At 71.3% G+C, this 14830-nt stretch carries 11 protein-coding genes and 4 tRNA genes; 8 read left to right on the top strand and 7 right to left on the bottom strand.

Features of this window, described 5'->3' with window-relative positions; genetic code table 11:
• The first annotated feature begins 52 nt into the window (after window positions 1–52).
• Window positions 53–1132, top strand: coding sequence for a phosphoribosylformylglycinamidine cyclo-ligase (gene purM, locus ACFW6A_RS03050; RefSeq protein WP_351852411.1), 1080 nt, complete (start codon window positions 53–55; stop codon window positions 1130–1132).
• 152 nt (window positions 1133–1284) lie between these two features.
• Here the strand turns inward: purM and ACFW6A_RS03045 are convergent, their stop codons facing one another.
• Both ACFW6A_RS03045 and ACFW6A_RS03040 read right to left on the bottom strand, forming a co-directional pair.
• Window positions 1285–1539 (bottom strand): DUF3073 domain-containing protein, encoded by a 255-nt coding sequence (locus ACFW6A_RS03045; protein WP_043224752.1) that lies wholly within the window; start codon window positions 1537–1539, stop codon window positions 1285–1287.
• A 289-nt stretch (window positions 1540–1828) separates the two neighbouring features.
• Window positions 1829–2911: a Glu/Leu/Phe/Val dehydrogenase dimerization domain-containing protein gene (locus ACFW6A_RS03040; protein WP_351852414.1), complete on the bottom strand. Its 1083-nt coding sequence runs from the start codon at window positions 2909–2911 to the stop codon at window positions 1829–1831.
• 153 nt (window positions 2912–3064) lie between these two features.
• On the opposite strand from ACFW6A_RS03040, the gene ACFW6A_RS03035 reads away from it, so the two are divergent.
• Both ACFW6A_RS03035 and bldC read left to right on the top strand, forming a co-directional pair.
• A complete protein-coding gene (locus ACFW6A_RS03035; RefSeq protein ID WP_351852417.1) occupies window positions 3065–3919 on the top strand; it encodes a hypothetical protein in 855 nt (284 codons plus the stop codon).
• Window positions 3920–4465: 546 nt separating this feature from the next.
• Window positions 4466–4672, top strand: a complete 207-nt coding sequence (gene bldC, locus ACFW6A_RS03030; protein ID WP_003949541.1) for a developmental transcriptional regulator BldC — start codon at window positions 4466–4468, stop codon at window positions 4670–4672.
• Between the two features lie 436 nt (window positions 4673–5108).
• Here the strand turns inward: bldC and ACFW6A_RS03025 are convergent.
• Together ACFW6A_RS03025 and hrpA are read right to left on the bottom strand one after the other, a co-directional pair.
• Window positions 5109–5182: transfer RNA gene (locus ACFW6A_RS03025), tRNA-Asp, on the bottom strand.
• Between the two features lie 96 nt (window positions 5183–5278).
• On the bottom strand, window positions 5279–9271 hold the full coding sequence (gene hrpA / locus ACFW6A_RS03020; protein WP_351852419.1) for an ATP-dependent RNA helicase HrpA: 3993 nt from the start codon (window positions 9269–9271) through the stop codon (window positions 5279–5281).
• 129 nt (window positions 9272–9400) lie between these two features.
• Here hrpA and ACFW6A_RS03015 point away from each other — a divergent pair, with 129 nt between their 5' ends.
• Both ACFW6A_RS03015 and ACFW6A_RS03010 read left to right on the top strand, forming a co-directional pair.
• Entirely contained in the window at window positions 9401–10153 is a 753-nt protein-coding gene (locus tag ACFW6A_RS03015) for a DsbA family protein (protein ID WP_386638366.1), read from the top strand.
• Window positions 10150–10986: a cytochrome c biogenesis CcdA family protein gene (locus ACFW6A_RS03010; RefSeq protein WP_351852424.1), complete on the top strand. Its 837-nt coding sequence runs from the start codon at window positions 10150–10152 to the stop codon at window positions 10984–10986. Before ACFW6A_RS03015 ends, ACFW6A_RS03010 begins: the two co-directional genes overlap by 4 nt.
• 119 nt (window positions 10987–11105) lie before the next feature.
• Here ACFW6A_RS03010 and ACFW6A_RS03005 read toward each other — a convergent pair.
• The 3 genes from ACFW6A_RS03005 to ACFW6A_RS02995 form a co-directional block, all read right to left on the bottom strand.
• Window positions 11106–11179, bottom strand: a tRNA-Phe gene (locus ACFW6A_RS03005).
• 22 nt (window positions 11180–11201) lie between these two features.
• Window positions 11202–11275, bottom strand: a tRNA-Asp gene (locus tag ACFW6A_RS03000).
• A 46-nt stretch (window positions 11276–11321) separates the two neighbouring features.
• Window positions 11322–11394: transfer RNA gene (locus tag ACFW6A_RS02995), tRNA-Glu, on the bottom strand.
• A 105-nt stretch (window positions 11395–11499) separates the two neighbouring features.
• Here ACFW6A_RS02995 and ACFW6A_RS02990 point away from each other — a divergent pair.
• From ACFW6A_RS02990 to ACFW6A_RS02980, 3 genes are all read left to right on the top strand, one after another.
• A complete protein-coding gene (locus tag ACFW6A_RS02990; protein WP_030760230.1) occupies window positions 11500–11850 on the top strand; it encodes a metallopeptidase family protein in 351 nt (116 codons plus the stop codon).
• Window positions 11851–12016: 166 nt separating this feature from the next.
• A complete protein-coding gene (locus ACFW6A_RS02985) occupies window positions 12017–12745 on the top strand; it encodes a hypothetical protein (protein ID WP_351852428.1) in 729 nt (242 codons plus the stop codon).
• 212 nt (window positions 12746–12957) lie between these two features.
• Window positions 12958–14830 (top strand): DEAD/DEAH box helicase (locus ACFW6A_RS02980; protein WP_386638363.1); only part of this gene is annotated, 1873 nt, incomplete at its 3' end.

The following is a 14830-nucleotide window of genomic DNA, read 5'->3' as shown; positions in this document are numbered from 1 at the left end:
ACCCCGCTGCACACCCGCAGTGAAGCAGTGACGACACGAAAGTTCTCAACCCATGTCTGAGATCGCCAGTGCCGCAGGCGGCGCCAGCTATGCCTCTGCGGGCGTCGACATCGAGGCGGGCGACCGCGCCGTCGAGCTCATGAAGGAGTGGGTGAAGAAGACGCAGCGCCCCGAGGTCCTCGGTGGCCTCGGCGGTTTCGCCGGCCTCTTCGACGCCTCCGCCCTCAAGCGCTACGAGCGTCCGCTGCTCGCCTCGGCGACCGACGGCGTCGGCACGAAGGTCGACATCGCCCGCCAGATGGGCGTGTACGACACCATCGGCCACGACCTGGTCGCCATGGTCATGGACGACATCGTCGTCTGCGGCGCCGAGCCGCTCTTCATGACCGACTACATCTGCGTGGGCAAGGTCCACCCGGAGCGGGTCGCCGCCATCGTCAAGGGCATCGCCGAGGGCTGCGTCCTCGCCGGCTGCGCCCTGGTCGGCGGCGAGACGGCGGAGCACCCGGGCCTCCTCGGCCCGGACGACTTCGACGTGGCCGGCGCCGGCACCGGTGTGGTCGAGCACGACCGCCTGCTCGGCGCCGACCGCATCCGTACGGGGGACGCGGTCATCGCCATGGCCTCCTCCGGGCTTCACTCCAACGGGTACTCGCTCGTCCGGCACGTGGTCTTCGACCGCGCCGGCATGAGCCTCGACCAGCGGGTCGACGAGCTGGGCCGCACCCTCGGCGAGGAGCTCCTGGAGCCCACGCGGATCTACTCGCTGGACTGCCTGGCGCTCACCCGGACCACCGAGGTGCACGCCTTCAGCCACATCACCGGCGGCGGCCTCGCGGCCAACCTCGCCCGGGTCGTCCCGGACGGGCTGCACGCCACCGTGGACCGCTCCACGTGGACCCCGGGCGCGATCTTCGACCTCGTCGGCACCGCCGGCCGGGTGGAGCGCCTGGAGCTGGAGAAGACCCTCAACATGGGCGTCGGCATGATGGCCGTCGTCCCCGCCGAGTCGGTCGACGCCGCCCTCACCACGCTGGCCGACCGCGGGCTCGACGCCTGGGTGGCCGGCGAGATCACCGAGCGCGGCGACAAGGCCTCCGGCGCGGAGCTGGTCGGCGACTACGCGAAGTAGTCGGAACCCGAGCGAACGAAGGAAGGGGCACCCCGCCGGGCGGGGTGCCCCTTCCTCATGTGTCCGGTGGTCTCCGGGCCGCCCGCACCGCCCCTGAGCAGCACGAAAACTCGGTCCGGGAGATCCTGGACCGAGTTTCGGCGTTCAGAAGGTCAAGCGCGACGCTGGGACGACTGCGGACCGGACTCGTCGTCCTCGTCCTCGTCGTCGGTGTTGTAGAGATCCGCGTACTGAGCGTACGGGTCGTCTTCCTCGTCGTCGTCCTCGAACGGCTCGCCATTCGGCGGCTGGCTCGAAGTCGAAGCGCCCAGCTCATTGGCCAGACGCGACAGGTCAGTCCCGCCGCTGCTGTACTTCAGCTGGCGGGCGACCTTGGTCTGCTTGGCCTTTGCCCGGCCGCGCCCCATGGCTCGACCCCCTCGGTGACGGGGCTCGCTGGCCCCAGAGTCTTGACACGCGTTCATGATGCGAAACGGGCTCTCGGTGGAGAGACCGGTCCGTAGGGCTTCAACGGTACCTGTTTCCTCGGGTCTACGGTACGCCGCGCGCATCACATACCCCGGTACAGAACCATCGAGGTGCCCTTTCCTCGCTGGTCAATCGCGATTTTAACCTCTTCTGGGGGGTCGACCCGCCGACCGGCGTGAGCGAAGTCTCGCGGGCGGCGGGCCGGTCACTCCCCGTGACCGGGACGGCTCAGCCGCGCCGGGCCTCCGCCATCCGCTGCTCGGCGATCCGGTCGGCGGCCGCGGCCGGCGGAATGCCGTCCGCCTTCGCACGTGCGAAGATCTCCAGGGTGGTGTCGAAGATCTTCACCGCCTTCGCCTTGCAGCGGTCGAAGTCGAAGCCGTGCAGCTCGTCGGCGACCTGGATCACGCCGCCGGCGTTCACCACGTAGTCGGGGGCGTAGAGGATGCCGCGCTCGACGAGGTCCTTCTCGATCCCCGGGTGGGCGAGCTGGTTGTTCGCCGCGCCGCAGACGATCCGCGCGGTGAGGAACGGAACCGTCTCCTCGTTGAGCGCGCCGCCCAGCGCGCAGGGCGCGTAGACGTCCAGGCCCTCGACGCGGATCAGGGCCTCGGTGTCGGCGACCACGGTCACCTGCGGGAACTTCTCGGTGATCCGGCGCACCGACTCCTCGCGGACGTCGGTGACGAAGACCTCGGCCCCGTCGGAGACCAGGTGCTCGACGAGGTAGTGGCCGACCTTGCCGACGCCGGCGACGCCGACCTTCCGGCCGCGCAGGGTCGGGTCGCCCCACAGGTGCTGGGCGGAGGCGCGCATGCCCTGGAAGACGCCGAAGGCGGTCAGGACGGAGGAGTCGCCGGCGCCGCCGTTCTCGGGGGAGCGGCCGGTGGTCCACCGGTTGGTGCGGGCCACGACGTCCATGTCGGCCACGTAGGTGCCGACGTCGCAGGCGGTGACGTAGCGCCCGCCGAGCGAGGCGACGAAGCGGCCGTAGGCGAGGAGCAGTTCCTCGGTCTTGATCTGCTCGGGGTCGCCGATGATCACGGCCTTGCCGCCGCCGTGGTCGAGCCCGGCCATGGCGTTCTTGTACGACATGCCGCGCGCGAGGTTGAGGGCGTCGGCGACGGCCTCGGCCTCGGTCGCGTACGGGTAGAAGCGGGTGCCGCCGAGGGCGGGGCCCAGCGCGGTGTTGTGCAGGGCGATGACGGCCTTGAGGCCGGTGGCACGGTCCTGGCAGAGCACGACTTGCTCGTGTCCGCCCTGCTCCGAGTGGAACAGGGTGTGCAGGACGCCGTCGGATACAGCGGTCACGGTGGTGACTCCCAAGTACGAAGCGGCGGAATGTCCCCCCTGCGGGTGGGGGAGGACACATTGCGCCACGAGATTAAGTCCTACCTGGGCGTAGGAGAGGCGGAGTGGGCCGGATCACCCCCTCGCGGAGTACCCGCGTGGAAGGATCGGGACATGTCGGTCGACTCCCCGCTGCTCGTCCCGTACGCCTCCTATCTGCGGGTGTACGAGCCACTGGCCGCGTTCCCCGAGCCGGAGCGGACCCACTGGTCGCGGTACGTCCGCAGGCCGTGCGTCCCGGGGGCCCAGGACGAGCTGCGGCGCTCGCTGGCGGACCTGGTGCCGGTGCCGCCGGTTCCGGTGCCGGTGCACGAGAGCGGCGAGGCCTTCGTGGCGCACCTGGACGGCGTGGTGGTCGTCTGCCCGTGGCGGACCCGGCTGCGGGGCTGGCTGGCGCTGCGGGAGCTGGTGACGGAGAGCGGGCTGCCGGGGCCGGTCCTCGACGCCATGCTGCCGCCGGTCGTGCGGGCCCAGGTGGAGGCGGACCACGAGCGGTGGCTGGAGCGGAACCCGGACGCGCGGCCGTGGATCCGGACGGCGGTGTGGCAGGTGCCGCTGCGCTGGTTCGCGCTCTTCGGGGACGAGGAGCGGGTGTACGAGCCGGGGGACCGGGCGGCCGGCCGGGCGCCGGTGCTGCGCTACCGGACGACGATGGCGCAGGCGCGGCGGCGGCTCGCGCGGGCGCTGCGCGCGCTGCGGGACTCGCTGGACGAGGGGTCGATGACGCGGGGCCTGGTCGAGGTGGGCCGCTGGCTGGAGGAGTTCCATCCGCGGGCGCTCGTGGAGCTGGACTACGGCGGGCTGGTGCACGCGGTGGCCCAGGAGCGGCTGGCGGCCGACCGGTCGGCGGCGGACGTGGCGGCGGGGCTCGCGGCGCTGCGGTCGGGGGACGACGAGGCGGCGGGCGAGGTGTACGCGCGGCTCGCGGAGCGCTGGCGGTCCGTCAGGGACCTGCGCCACGCGAATTGACATAGGTCGGGCATCTTCGTCAGGTGTGCATGGACAAGACATGTCCCGGCGGGGTAAATGATCTTCATGGCATCTGGCCGGATCGATCTGTCCGGATCCTGCGGGACGTTGGTCCTGAACCGGGCCTTTGACTCAAGCGTGACGGACAGCACTAAACGCACCCTTGCGTCGATCACCCACCCTCGTGCCAAAATAGGACAAGGAGTCCGGGGAGGGTTCCTTCCGCCCAACTTTGGGCGGAACGCTCAGCATTGCACTCTATGGGGGGTCTGAGGACTCCTGATCGCTCTGTGACTGATCGTCACAGTGGTGTGACTGTCCGCTATGGCATGGTCAGTCGACTTCCGCCGCTGATGAACACCTGCGAGGGCAATTCCATCGGTTTGGCCGACGCGGCTGGACGGATGGTGTAGTTGTAGTGCCGAGGACAAGCCGTTCGTCCTATAACCGACTCGACCCGCTTCTGCCATTTCGGGCAAGGCGGGTCAAGGTGCAGAATTTAGAGGAAAGAACCGAGAAGGTTCGGTTCTCCCGAGGAGGCCGCTCATGACCGCTCGCACCCCTGATGCCGAGCCGCTGCTGACCCCTGCCGAGGTCGCCACGATGTTCCGCGTGGACCCGAAGACGGTGACTCGCTGGGCCAAGGCCGGCAAGCTCACGTCCATCCGCACCCTGGGTGGGCACCGCCGGTACCGCGAGGCCGAGGTTCGCGCTCTGCTGGCGGGCATTCCGCAGCAGCGCAGCGAGGCCTGAGGCTTCGGCAGCACACGCAGCACCCCGTAACACCGGGCGCGTCCGGGTCCCCCAATCCGGTCGCCCACCCCACAGCTCTGCCGGCGGCCCTGCCCCAACAGGTCACCGTCACCGATCGCGCTGGACTCCGCCGGGTCCAGCGCGATCGTCTTTTTGTGCCCGGGGTCATCCGTCGAACGTGGGTGCAATTGCACGTATTAAATCGAGCCGTTGTAGGGACGGTGTAAATGAGGGGGCCCTGAAGGGACTTCAAGTGACTCCCGTCACACCGCCGAAGGCTTGCCACCGACCAGCCTGCCACCCGGAGAACGCCCGCCGGCCCGCCGTTGGTCACCGGCCCGCAGGACCAAGGTCCCCCGTTCGGGTGGAGTCGGAACCCGTGCGCCGCCAGCACGAAGAAGGCCCGCATCGAGACGATGCGGGCCTTCTTCGAACGCGATCCTGACGGGACTTGAACCCGCGACCTCCACCTTGACAGGGTGGCGAGCTAACCAACTGCTCCACAGGACCCTCGCAACCGGTTGTGCGTGGCTGCGAGAAGAACTGTACAGCAGGTCAGCGGTCTGGTCGAACTCACCACCGGCGGGCGGCCCGCCGGCGGAACGCCTACCGCGCCGGGCCCGGCACCGCGGCGTCGATGGCCTTCACGATCCGCTTGTCCGACACCGGATGGGCGGTGCCCAGCGCGTGCGCGAAGTAGCTCACCCGCAGCTCCTCGATCATCCAGCGGATGTCCGTGACCTCCGCCGGCACCGGCCGGCCCTTCGGGAGCTGCTCCAGGAGCCACGCGTACTCGTCGAGCATCTCGTGGACCTTCTCCATCCGGGTGGTGTCCCGCTGCACCCCGGTCGGCATCTGCTGGAGCCGCCGGTCCACCGCCACCAGGTAGCGCATCAGGTCCGGCAGCCGCTTGAGGCCCGTACGGGTCACGAAACCGGCCGGAACGAGCCAGTCCAGCTGCTTCCGCACGTCCTGGAGGTTCGGCAGCAGCGCGGGGCTCGTGGTGGCCTTCAGGCGCCGCTCGCATGCCTGCCAGGCCGCCAGGACCTGCTGGACCTGGCCCACCGTGCGGACGGTCAGCTCCACCAGGTCGGCGCGGACCTTGTCGTACAGCTTCCGGAAGGACTCCTCGTCCCACGCCGGGCCGCCGTGCTCCGCGATCAGCCGGTCGGCGGCGGCGGTGGCGCAGTCGTCGAAGAGCGCCTGGATCGAGCCGTGCGGGTTGGCCGACAGGGCCAGCTTCTGCTGGTTGGTCAGCTTGTCGGAGGCGAACTTCGCCGGGTTCACCGGGATGTTCAGCATGATCAGCTTCCGGGTGCCCCGCCACATCGCCTGCGCCTGCTCGGCCTCCGAGTCGAAGAGCCGTACGGCGACGGTGTCGCCCTCGTCGACCAGCGCCGGGTAGGCCTTCACCGGCTGGCCGCCCCGCTTGGTCTCGAAGACCTTGGTGAGCGTGCCGATCGTCCACTCCCTGAGCCCCGCGCGCTCCAGAGAGGGGCCGGAGCCGTCCGGGCCCGCCGTGGCCGCCTGGGCGGCCTTGGAGAGCGCCTGGCGGGCCTTGGGGCGCAGCTTGAGGCGCAGCGTCTCCAGGTCCTTGTCCTCGGCCAGCTTGCGGCGTCGCTCGTCGACGATCCGGAAGGTGATCTTGAGGTGCTCGGGGACCTTCGCCCAGTCGAAGTCCTCCGGGGTCAGCGGGACGCCGACCATCCGCTGGAGCTCGCGGGCCAGCGCCGTCGTCAGCGGCTCCTGCACGGGCACGACCGCGTCCAGGAACCGGCCGGCGTAGTTCGGCGCGGGCACGTAGTGGCGGCGGATCGGCTTCGGCAGCGAGCGGATCAGCTCGGTGACGACCTCCTCGCGCAGGCCCGGGATCTGCCAGTCGAAGCCCTCGTCCGTCACCTGGTTCAGCACCTGGAGCGGCACGTGAACGGTCACGCCGTCCGCGTCCGCGCCCGGCTCGAACTGGTACGTCACCCGGAACTTCAGCGCGCCCTGCCGCCACGAGTCCGGGTAGTCGTCCTTGGTGACGGCCCCGGCCTTCTCGTTGATGAGCATCTCGCGCTCGAAGTCGAGGAACTCCGGCTCCTCGCGGCGCTTGTGCTTCCACCACGAGTCGAAGTGGGCTCCGGACACGACGTGTTCGGGGACCCGCTTGTCGTAGAAGTCGAAGAGCGTCTCGTCGTCGACGAGGATGTCCCGGCGCCGGGCCCGGTGCTCCAGCTCCTCGACCTCGGTGAGCAGCTTGCGGTTGTCGGCGAAGAACTTGTGGTGGGTGCGCCAGTCGCCCTCCACCAGGGCGTTGCGGATGAACAGCTCGCGGGAGACCTCGGGGTCGATCCGGCCGTAGTTCACCTTGCGGTCGGCGACGATCGGGACGCCGTACAGCGTCACCTTCTCGAAGGCCATCACGGCCGCCTGGTCCTTCTCCCAGTGCGGCTCGCTGTACGTCTTCTTCACCAGGTGCTGGGCGAGCGGCTCGATCCACTCGGGCTCGATCCGGGCGTTCACCCGCGCCCAGAGCCGCGAGGTCTCCACCAGCTCGGCGGACATCACCATCCGCGGGGGCTTCTTGAAGAGCGCGGAGCCCGGGAAGATCGCGAACTTGGCGTTGCGCGCGCCCAGGTACTCGTTCCGGGTGCCCTCCCGCTTCTGGTCCCGGCCCTCCTTGGACTCCTTCACGTCCTTGAGGCCGACGTGGGAGAGGAGCCCGGAGAGGAGGGAGACGTGGATGGCCTGCTCGGGGAAGGACTCGTCGTCCCGGGGCTCGGTGAGGTGGATCCCCATCTGCTTGGCGACCGTGCGCAGCTGGGCGTAGATGTCCTGCCACTCGCGGATGCGCAGGAAGTTCAGGTACTCCTGCTTGCACATGCGGCGGAAGGACGAGGAGCCGCGCTCCTTCTGCTGCTCGCGGACGTACCGCCACAGGTTGAGGAAGGCGAGGAAGTCGCTGGTCTCGTCCTTGAAGCGGGCGTGCTGCTGGTCGGCCTGGGCCTGCTTCTCGGAGGGCCGCTCGCGCGGGTCCTGGATGGAGAGCGCGGCCGCGATCACCATGACCTCGCGGGCGCAGCCGTTCTTGTCGGCCTCCAGGACCATCCGGGCGAGCCGGGGGTCGACGGGGAGCTGGGAGAGCTTCCGGCCGAGCTGGGTGAGCCGCTTCTTCGGGTCCTTCTCGGCGGGGTCGAGGGCGCCGAGCTCCTGGAGGAGCTGGACGCCGTCCCGGATGTTGCGGTGGTCCGGCGGGTCGATGAAGGGGAACTTCTCGATCTCGCCGAGGCCGGCGGCGGTCATCTGGAGGATGACGGAGGCCAGGTTGGTGCGGAGGATCTCGGCGTCGGTGAACTCCGGCCGGGTGAGGAAGTCGTCCTCGGAGTACAGCCGGATGCAGATGCCGTCCGACGTACGGCCGCAGCGGCCCTTGCGCTGGTTGGCGCTGGCCTGCGAGATCGCCTCGATGGGGAGGCGCTGGACCTTGGTGCGGTGGGAGTAGCGCGAGATGCGGGCGGTGCCCGGGTCGATCACGTACTTGATGCCGGGGACGGTCAGCGAGGTCTCGGCGACGTTGGTGGCGAGGACGATCCGGCGGCCGGAGTGCGCCTGGAAGACCCGGTGCTGCTCGGCGTGGGAGAGCCGGGCGTAGAGCGGGAGGATCTCCGTGTCGGAGAGCTTCTTCTTCGTCAGCGCGTCCGCCGTGTCGCGGATCTCCCGCTCGCCGGAGAGGAAGACCAGGATGTCGCCGGGGCCCTCCTTCCGCAGCTCGTCGACGGCGTCGCAGATGGCGGTGATCTGGTCCCGGTCGGACTCGTCGGAGTCCTCCTCCAGGAGCGGCCGGTAGCGGACCTCGACCGGGTACGTGCGTCCGCTGACCTCGACGATCGGGGCGTCGCCGAAGTGGCGGGAGAAGCGCTCCGGGTCGATGGTCGCGGAGGTGATCACGACCTTGAGGTCGGGGCGGCGGGGGAGCAGCTGGGCGAGGTAGCCGAGCAGGAAGTCGATGTTGAGGGACCGCTCGTGGGCCTCGTCGATGATGATCGTGTCGTACGCGCGCAGCTCGCGGTCCGTCTGGATCTCGGCGAGCAGGATGCCGTCCGTCATCAGCTTCACGAAGGTGGCGTCCGGGTTCACCTGGTCGGTGAAGCGGACCTTCCAGCCGACGGCCTCGCCGAGCGGGGTCCTCAGCTCCTCGGCGACCCGCTCGGCGACCGTGCGGGCGGCGATCCGTCGGGGCTGGGTGTGCCCGATCATGCCCCGGACGCCCCGGCCCAGCTCCAGGCAGATCTTCGGGATCTGGGTGGTCTTGCCGGAGCCGGTCTCACCGGCGACGATCACGACCTGGTGGTCGCGTATCGCCTCCAGGATCTCGTCCTTCTTCTGCGAGACCGGGAGCTGCTCGGGGTAGGTGACGGCGGGCACGCGGGCGGCCCGCCCGTCGACGCGCTCCTTGGCCTTGGCCGCCTCTGCGGCGATCTCGTCCAGGACGGCCTCGCGGGCCTCGGGCTTGCGGATGCGGCGGGCGCCTTCGAGACGACGGCCGAGCCGGTGGGAGTCCCGCAGCGAGACCCCGGCCAGGACGGACTGGAGGGCGGCGAAGGAAGTAGACATACGGAATCCAGGATCGCACCTGCGGCCGAGAAGCGGCGAACCGATTTACGAGCGTCGTCGTGGCCGAATTGCGGTGGCTTGAACCCCTTGCTCACGGAGTGTTCCGGGGCCGTGTCTAGAGTGCATGCCATGTCCAGCCCCCAGTCCCCCTCCAAGACCCGTCCCGTCCTGATCGTCGCGGGCGTGGCCGTCGCCGCCACGCTGCTCGGTCTCGTCTCGTACACCGCCACCAAGCCGGCCGACCCGTCCGCCTCCGGTTCCTCCTCGGCCGCGGAGGTCTCCGCGGCCGAGGAGGCCGGGGTGTACGAGGAGCTGGAGAAGTACGCCCGCCGGGACGCGTCCGACGGGCTCGCCCTGGGCCGCGCGGACGCCCCGGTCGTGCTGATCGAGTACGCCGACTTCAAGTGCGGCTACTGCGGGCAGTTCGCCCGGGACACCGAGCCCGCCCTGGTGGAGAAGTACGTCGAGAACGGCACCCTGCGCATCGAGTGGCGGAACTTCCCGATCTTCGGCGAGGAGTCCGAGGCCGTGGCCCGCGCCTCCTGGGCCGCCGGGCGGCAGGGCCGCTTCTGGCAGTTCCACAAGGCGGCGTACGCGGAGGGGGCCAAGGAGAAGGGCTTCGGCGCGGAGCGGCTGCGCGCCCTCGCGGCCGAGGCCGGCGTGCCCGACCTGGCGCGGTTCGGGAAGGACGCCGAGAGCGCGGCGGCCCGCGAGGCCGTGCGGAAGGACCAGGAGCAGGGGTACGCCCTCGGCGCCTCCTCCACCCCGTCCTTCCTTGTCAACGGCCGGCCGATCGCCGGCGCCCAGCCCCTGGAGACCTTCACGGAGGCCATCGAGGCGGCGGCTTCGAGGGCCCGTACGTCCGCGAAGGGCTCCCGGTGACCTCGGGGATCGGCTACTTCGCCGCCTTCCTCGGCGGTCTCCTCGCGCTCCTCAGCCCGTGCAGCGCCCTGCTGCTGCCGGCCTTCTTCGCGTACTCGATCGAGAACCGGGCGAAGCTGGTGGCGCGGACCGCGATCCTCTACGCGGGCCTCGCCACCACCCTCGTGCCGCTGGGCGCGGCGGGCTCGCTCGCGGGCCGCTTCTTCTACGGCCACCGGGACCTGCTGGTGGCCGCGGGCGGCTGGCTGATCATCGGTCTCGGCGTCCTCCAGATCCTGGGCCTGGGCTTCGCCTCCCGCCGGATGTCGGAGGCGAGCGGCCGCATCCGGCCGACCTCGGCGGTCTCGGTCTACGCCCTCGGCCTGGTCTACGGCCTGGCCGGCTTCTGCGCGGGTCCGATCCTCGGCAGCGTCCTGACGGTGGCGGCGCTGAGCGGCAGCCCGGCGTACGGCGGCCTGCTGCTCGCGGTGTACGCGCTCGGCATGGCGGTGCCGCTGTTCGTGCTGGCGCTGCTGTGGGAGCGGTACGACCTGGGGCGGCGGCGCTGGCTGCGCGGCCGGCCGCTGCGGCTCGGGCGCTTCGAGGTCCACTCGACCTCGCTGGCGTCGGGCCTGTTCTTCGTGGCGCTCGGGGCGCTGTTCCTGGTCTTCGACGGGACGACGGCGCTGCCGGGGCTGCTCCCGGTGGAGGACTCCTTCGCCGTGGAGCGGCGGGTGGCCGAATGGGGCCGGGCGGTCCCGGACTGGGCGCTGCTGGTCGCGGTCGTCGCGGTCGCCGGCCTGGTGGCGGCGGTGCGGAGCCGCGGCCGGGGCCGCGCGCGGCAGACGGAATGACGGGGGCCGCGCGCGGCGGGAGGCGGCGGAGGGCCGCGCGCGGCAGGGGTAACGACGAAGGCGCGCAGCAGAGGGGAATGACGAAGGGCCCCGTTCGTGAGAACGGGGCCCTTCCTTTGTGGCTGGGGCCGGGGTCGAACCGGCGACCTATCGCTTTTCAGGCGATCGCTCGTACCAACTGAGCTACCCAGCCACGAGGTCATTGCTGACCTCAGCGATCCTGACGGGACTTGAACCCGCGACCTCCACCTTGACAGGGTGGCGAGCTAACCAACTGCTCCACAGGACCATCTGGTGTTGCTGTGTGTGAGACATGGTCTCACACGGGTGTTGCGTGCCCCCAACGGGATTCGAACCCGTGCTACCGCCTTGAAAGGGCGGCGTCCTGGGCCACTAGACGATGAGGGCTAACGGCCCCACCTGGGCGCTTCTCAGCGCGTCGGGGACGTGAGAAGCATATGGGATGGCGGGCGGTATCGCCAAAACGGTTTCCGCGAGGGGGAGAATGGGCCCGTGCTGGAGATGACGCGCGAGGAGTTCGAGGAGCTTGTCGCCGAGGCCCTGGACCGGATCCCGCCGGAGCTGACGCGGCTGATGGACAACGTGGCGGTGTTCGTGGAGGACGAGCCCTCTCCGGACGACCCCGAGCTGCTCGGGCTCTACGAGGGGACGCCGCTGACCGAGCGGGGCGAGTGGTACGCGGGCGTGCTGCCCGACCGGATCACGGTCTACCGGGGGCCGACGCTGCGGATGTGCGAGTCCCGCGAGGACGTGGTGGCCGAGACCGAGATCACCGTGGTCCACGAGATCGCCCACCACTTCGGCATCGACGACGAGCGGCTGCACGCGCTCGGCTACGGCTGAGCCCGCCGCCCGCCGCCTCGGGCTTCTCGCGCGGCGGGCCGGGGCCGGGGGCCGGGCGGAGGGAACTCGAACAGGGGGCCGTCGCGCCGTGTCCCTTGCGGCGCCTGGGGAGTTGGGCAGGGGGACGCGTTCCTTCCCCGCCCTTATGTGTCCTGGAGGTGCCTCCGTGCGCCATTTCCCCACCCGCGTTCGATGGGCCGCCGCCGCCCTCGCGGTCGCCGCGTGCGCCGGTCTGAGCGGCTGTATGAGTGTCGGCGACGAGAGCGCCCGGCCGGCGCCGGGGGCGAGCGGGGGGAAGCCGGGGGCCTCGGCCGAGCCGGACGGCGGCGGCACCGGGGAGCCGGACGGCGGCGGGGGCGTCTACGGCGGCGGGCACGGTGAGCGGCCCGGCGGCCCCGACGCGGCCGGCGGGGGCGGGAAGTCCCCGGTGCCGAGCGGCACGCCCTCCGCCTCCGCCTCGCCCTCCGCGGGCGCGAGGACCCCGGCCGCCGGAGACCCCGGCGGGTCCGTGCCGTCCAGGACGCCGCCCGCGGGCGGCGCGGCCGCCGGCGGTCACGCCGGGACGGGCGGCGCGGACGGGGGAGCGGCGGGCGGCGGGGACGCGGGCGGGAACGGCGGCAGCGGGGGGAGCGGCGGGGACGGCGGTACGGGCGGGACCGGCGGCGAGGCGGGAGGCGCGCCGGGCGGCGGCGGGGGCACCCCCTCCCCGGAGCCCACGGCGGAGCCGACCCCCAGCCCGGAGCCGACCCAGGAGCCGACGCCGGAGCCCACGCCCGAGCCGACCTCGAACCCGACCGATCAGCCGAGCGAGGGGCCCTCGACCCAGCTGGGCGGTCTGCGGGCGGCCGGAGCGGCCACCGAACCGGCGGCATCTCCGCAGGTCAGCCCGGCATGAGACGTACGTCACGCTGATCGGTTTGCCAGCGGTGGGGGTGAGTGCGTATGGTGGTAGATCGTTTGATCCCATTTGCCCGGCGCCACCATCGAAGAGCGCCGTGACTGGCGCGTACTCTCCCTTGCCGTGGCTGACCGCATTGAGGCGGTCTTTAAGGCGAAACACGGAGTTGACGGGCGCGTGCCGAGACTCCGGAAGGTTTCGCATTTCGCATGTCCATTTCCAGTTCTGACCACACCGTCATGCCCGAGAACGACGAGATCACCGAGATCGTCGAGCTGGCCGACGACGCGGAGATCACCGACGAGGCCGCCGAGGCCCTCGACTTCTCCGACGAGGCCGACGACACCGACTCCGACGCGGCCCCCGAGATCACCTTCGGTGACCTGGGCCTGCCCGAGGGCGTCGTCCGCAAGCTCGCGCAGAACGGCGTGACCACCCCCTTCCCGATCCAGGCCGCGACCATCCCGGACGCCCTGGCCGGCAAGGACATCCTGGGCCGCGGCCGCACCGGCTCCGGCAAGACCCTCTCCTTCGGCCTCCCGCTGCTCGCCACCCTGGCCGGCGGCGAGACGGAGAAGAAGAAGCCCCGCGGCGTCATCCTCACCCCGACCCGTGAGCTCGCGATGCAGGTCGCGGACGCCCTCCAGCCCTACGGCGACGTGCTCGGCCTGCGCATGAAGGTCGTCTGCGGCGGCACGTCGATGGGCAACCAGATCTACGCCCTGGAGCGCGGCGTCGACATCCTCGTCGCCACCCCGGGCCGTCTGCGCGACATCATCAACCGCGGCGCCTGCTCCCTGGAGCAGGTCCAGATCGCCGTCCTCGACGAGGCCGACCAGATGGCCGACCTGGGCTTCCTGCCCGAGGTCACCGAGCTGCTCGACCAGGTCCCGGCCGGCGGCCAGCGCCTCCTCTTCTCCGCCACCCTGGAGAACGAGATCGACAGCCTGGTCAAGCGCTACCTGGTGAACCCGGTCACCCACGAGGTCGACCCGTCGGCCGGCGCCGTGACGACCATGACCCACCACGTCCTCGTCGTGAAGCCGAAGGACAAGGCCCCGGTCACCGCGGCCATCGCCGCCCGCAAGGGCCGCACCATCATCTTCGTCCGCACCCAGCTGGGCGCCGACCGCATCGCGGAGCAGCTGCGCGACGCCGGCGTGAAGGCCGACGCCCTGCACGGCGGCATGACCCAGGGCGCCCGCACCCGCACCCTGGCGGACTTCAAGGACGGCTACGTCAACGCGCTCGTCGCCACCGACGTCGCCGCCCGCGGCATCCACGTCGACGGCATCGACCTGGTCCTCAACGTGGACCCGGCCGGCGACCACAAGGACTACCTGCACCGCTCGGGCCGCACCGCCCGTGCCGGCCGCTCCGGCGTCGTGGTCTCCCTGGCCCTGCCGCACCAGCGCCGCCAGATCTTCCGCCTGATGGAGGACGCGGGCGTCGACGCCACGCGCCACATCGTCGGCGGCGCCGGCGCCTTCGACCCCGAGGTCGCCGAGATCACCGGCGCCCGTTCGCTGACCGAGGTCCAGGCCGACTCCGCGAACAACTCGGCCAAGCAGGCCGAGCGCGAGGTCGTCGACCTGACCAAGCAGCTGGAGCGCCTCCAGCGCCGCGCCGTCGAGCTCCGCGAGGAGGCCGACCGCCTCGTCGCGCAGGCCGCCCGCGAGCGCGGCGAGGACCCGGAGACCGCCGTCGCCGCCGTCGTCGAGGCCGCCGAGGCCGAGGTCGCCGAGGCCGCCGCCGAGGCCGAGCGCGCCGCCCGCGAGGAGCAGCGCCGCGAGGAGCGCCCGGCCCGTGACGAGCGGGGCAACTACGAGCGCCGCGACCGCGGTGGCTTCAACCGCGACGACCGCGGTGACCGCGGCGGCTTCCGCGGTGGCGACCGGGGCGGTGACCGTGGTGGCTTCCGCCGTGACGACCGTCCGTCGGGTGGTTTCCGCCGGGACAACGACCGTCCGTCGTTCCGCGACCGTGACGACCGGGGCGGTGACCGTGGTGGCTTCCGCCGTGACGACCGTCCGTCGGGTGGTTTCCGCCGGGACAACGACCGTCCGTCGTTCCGCGACCGTG

It is taken from the genome of Streptomyces sp. NPDC058758, assembly GCF_042746075.1.
Classification (GTDB): Bacteria; Actinomycetota; Actinomycetes; order Streptomycetales; family Streptomycetaceae; genus Streptomyces.
Note: the sequence above shows the minus strand (reverse complement) of the source record. Positions and strands in the feature narration are given on the sequence as shown.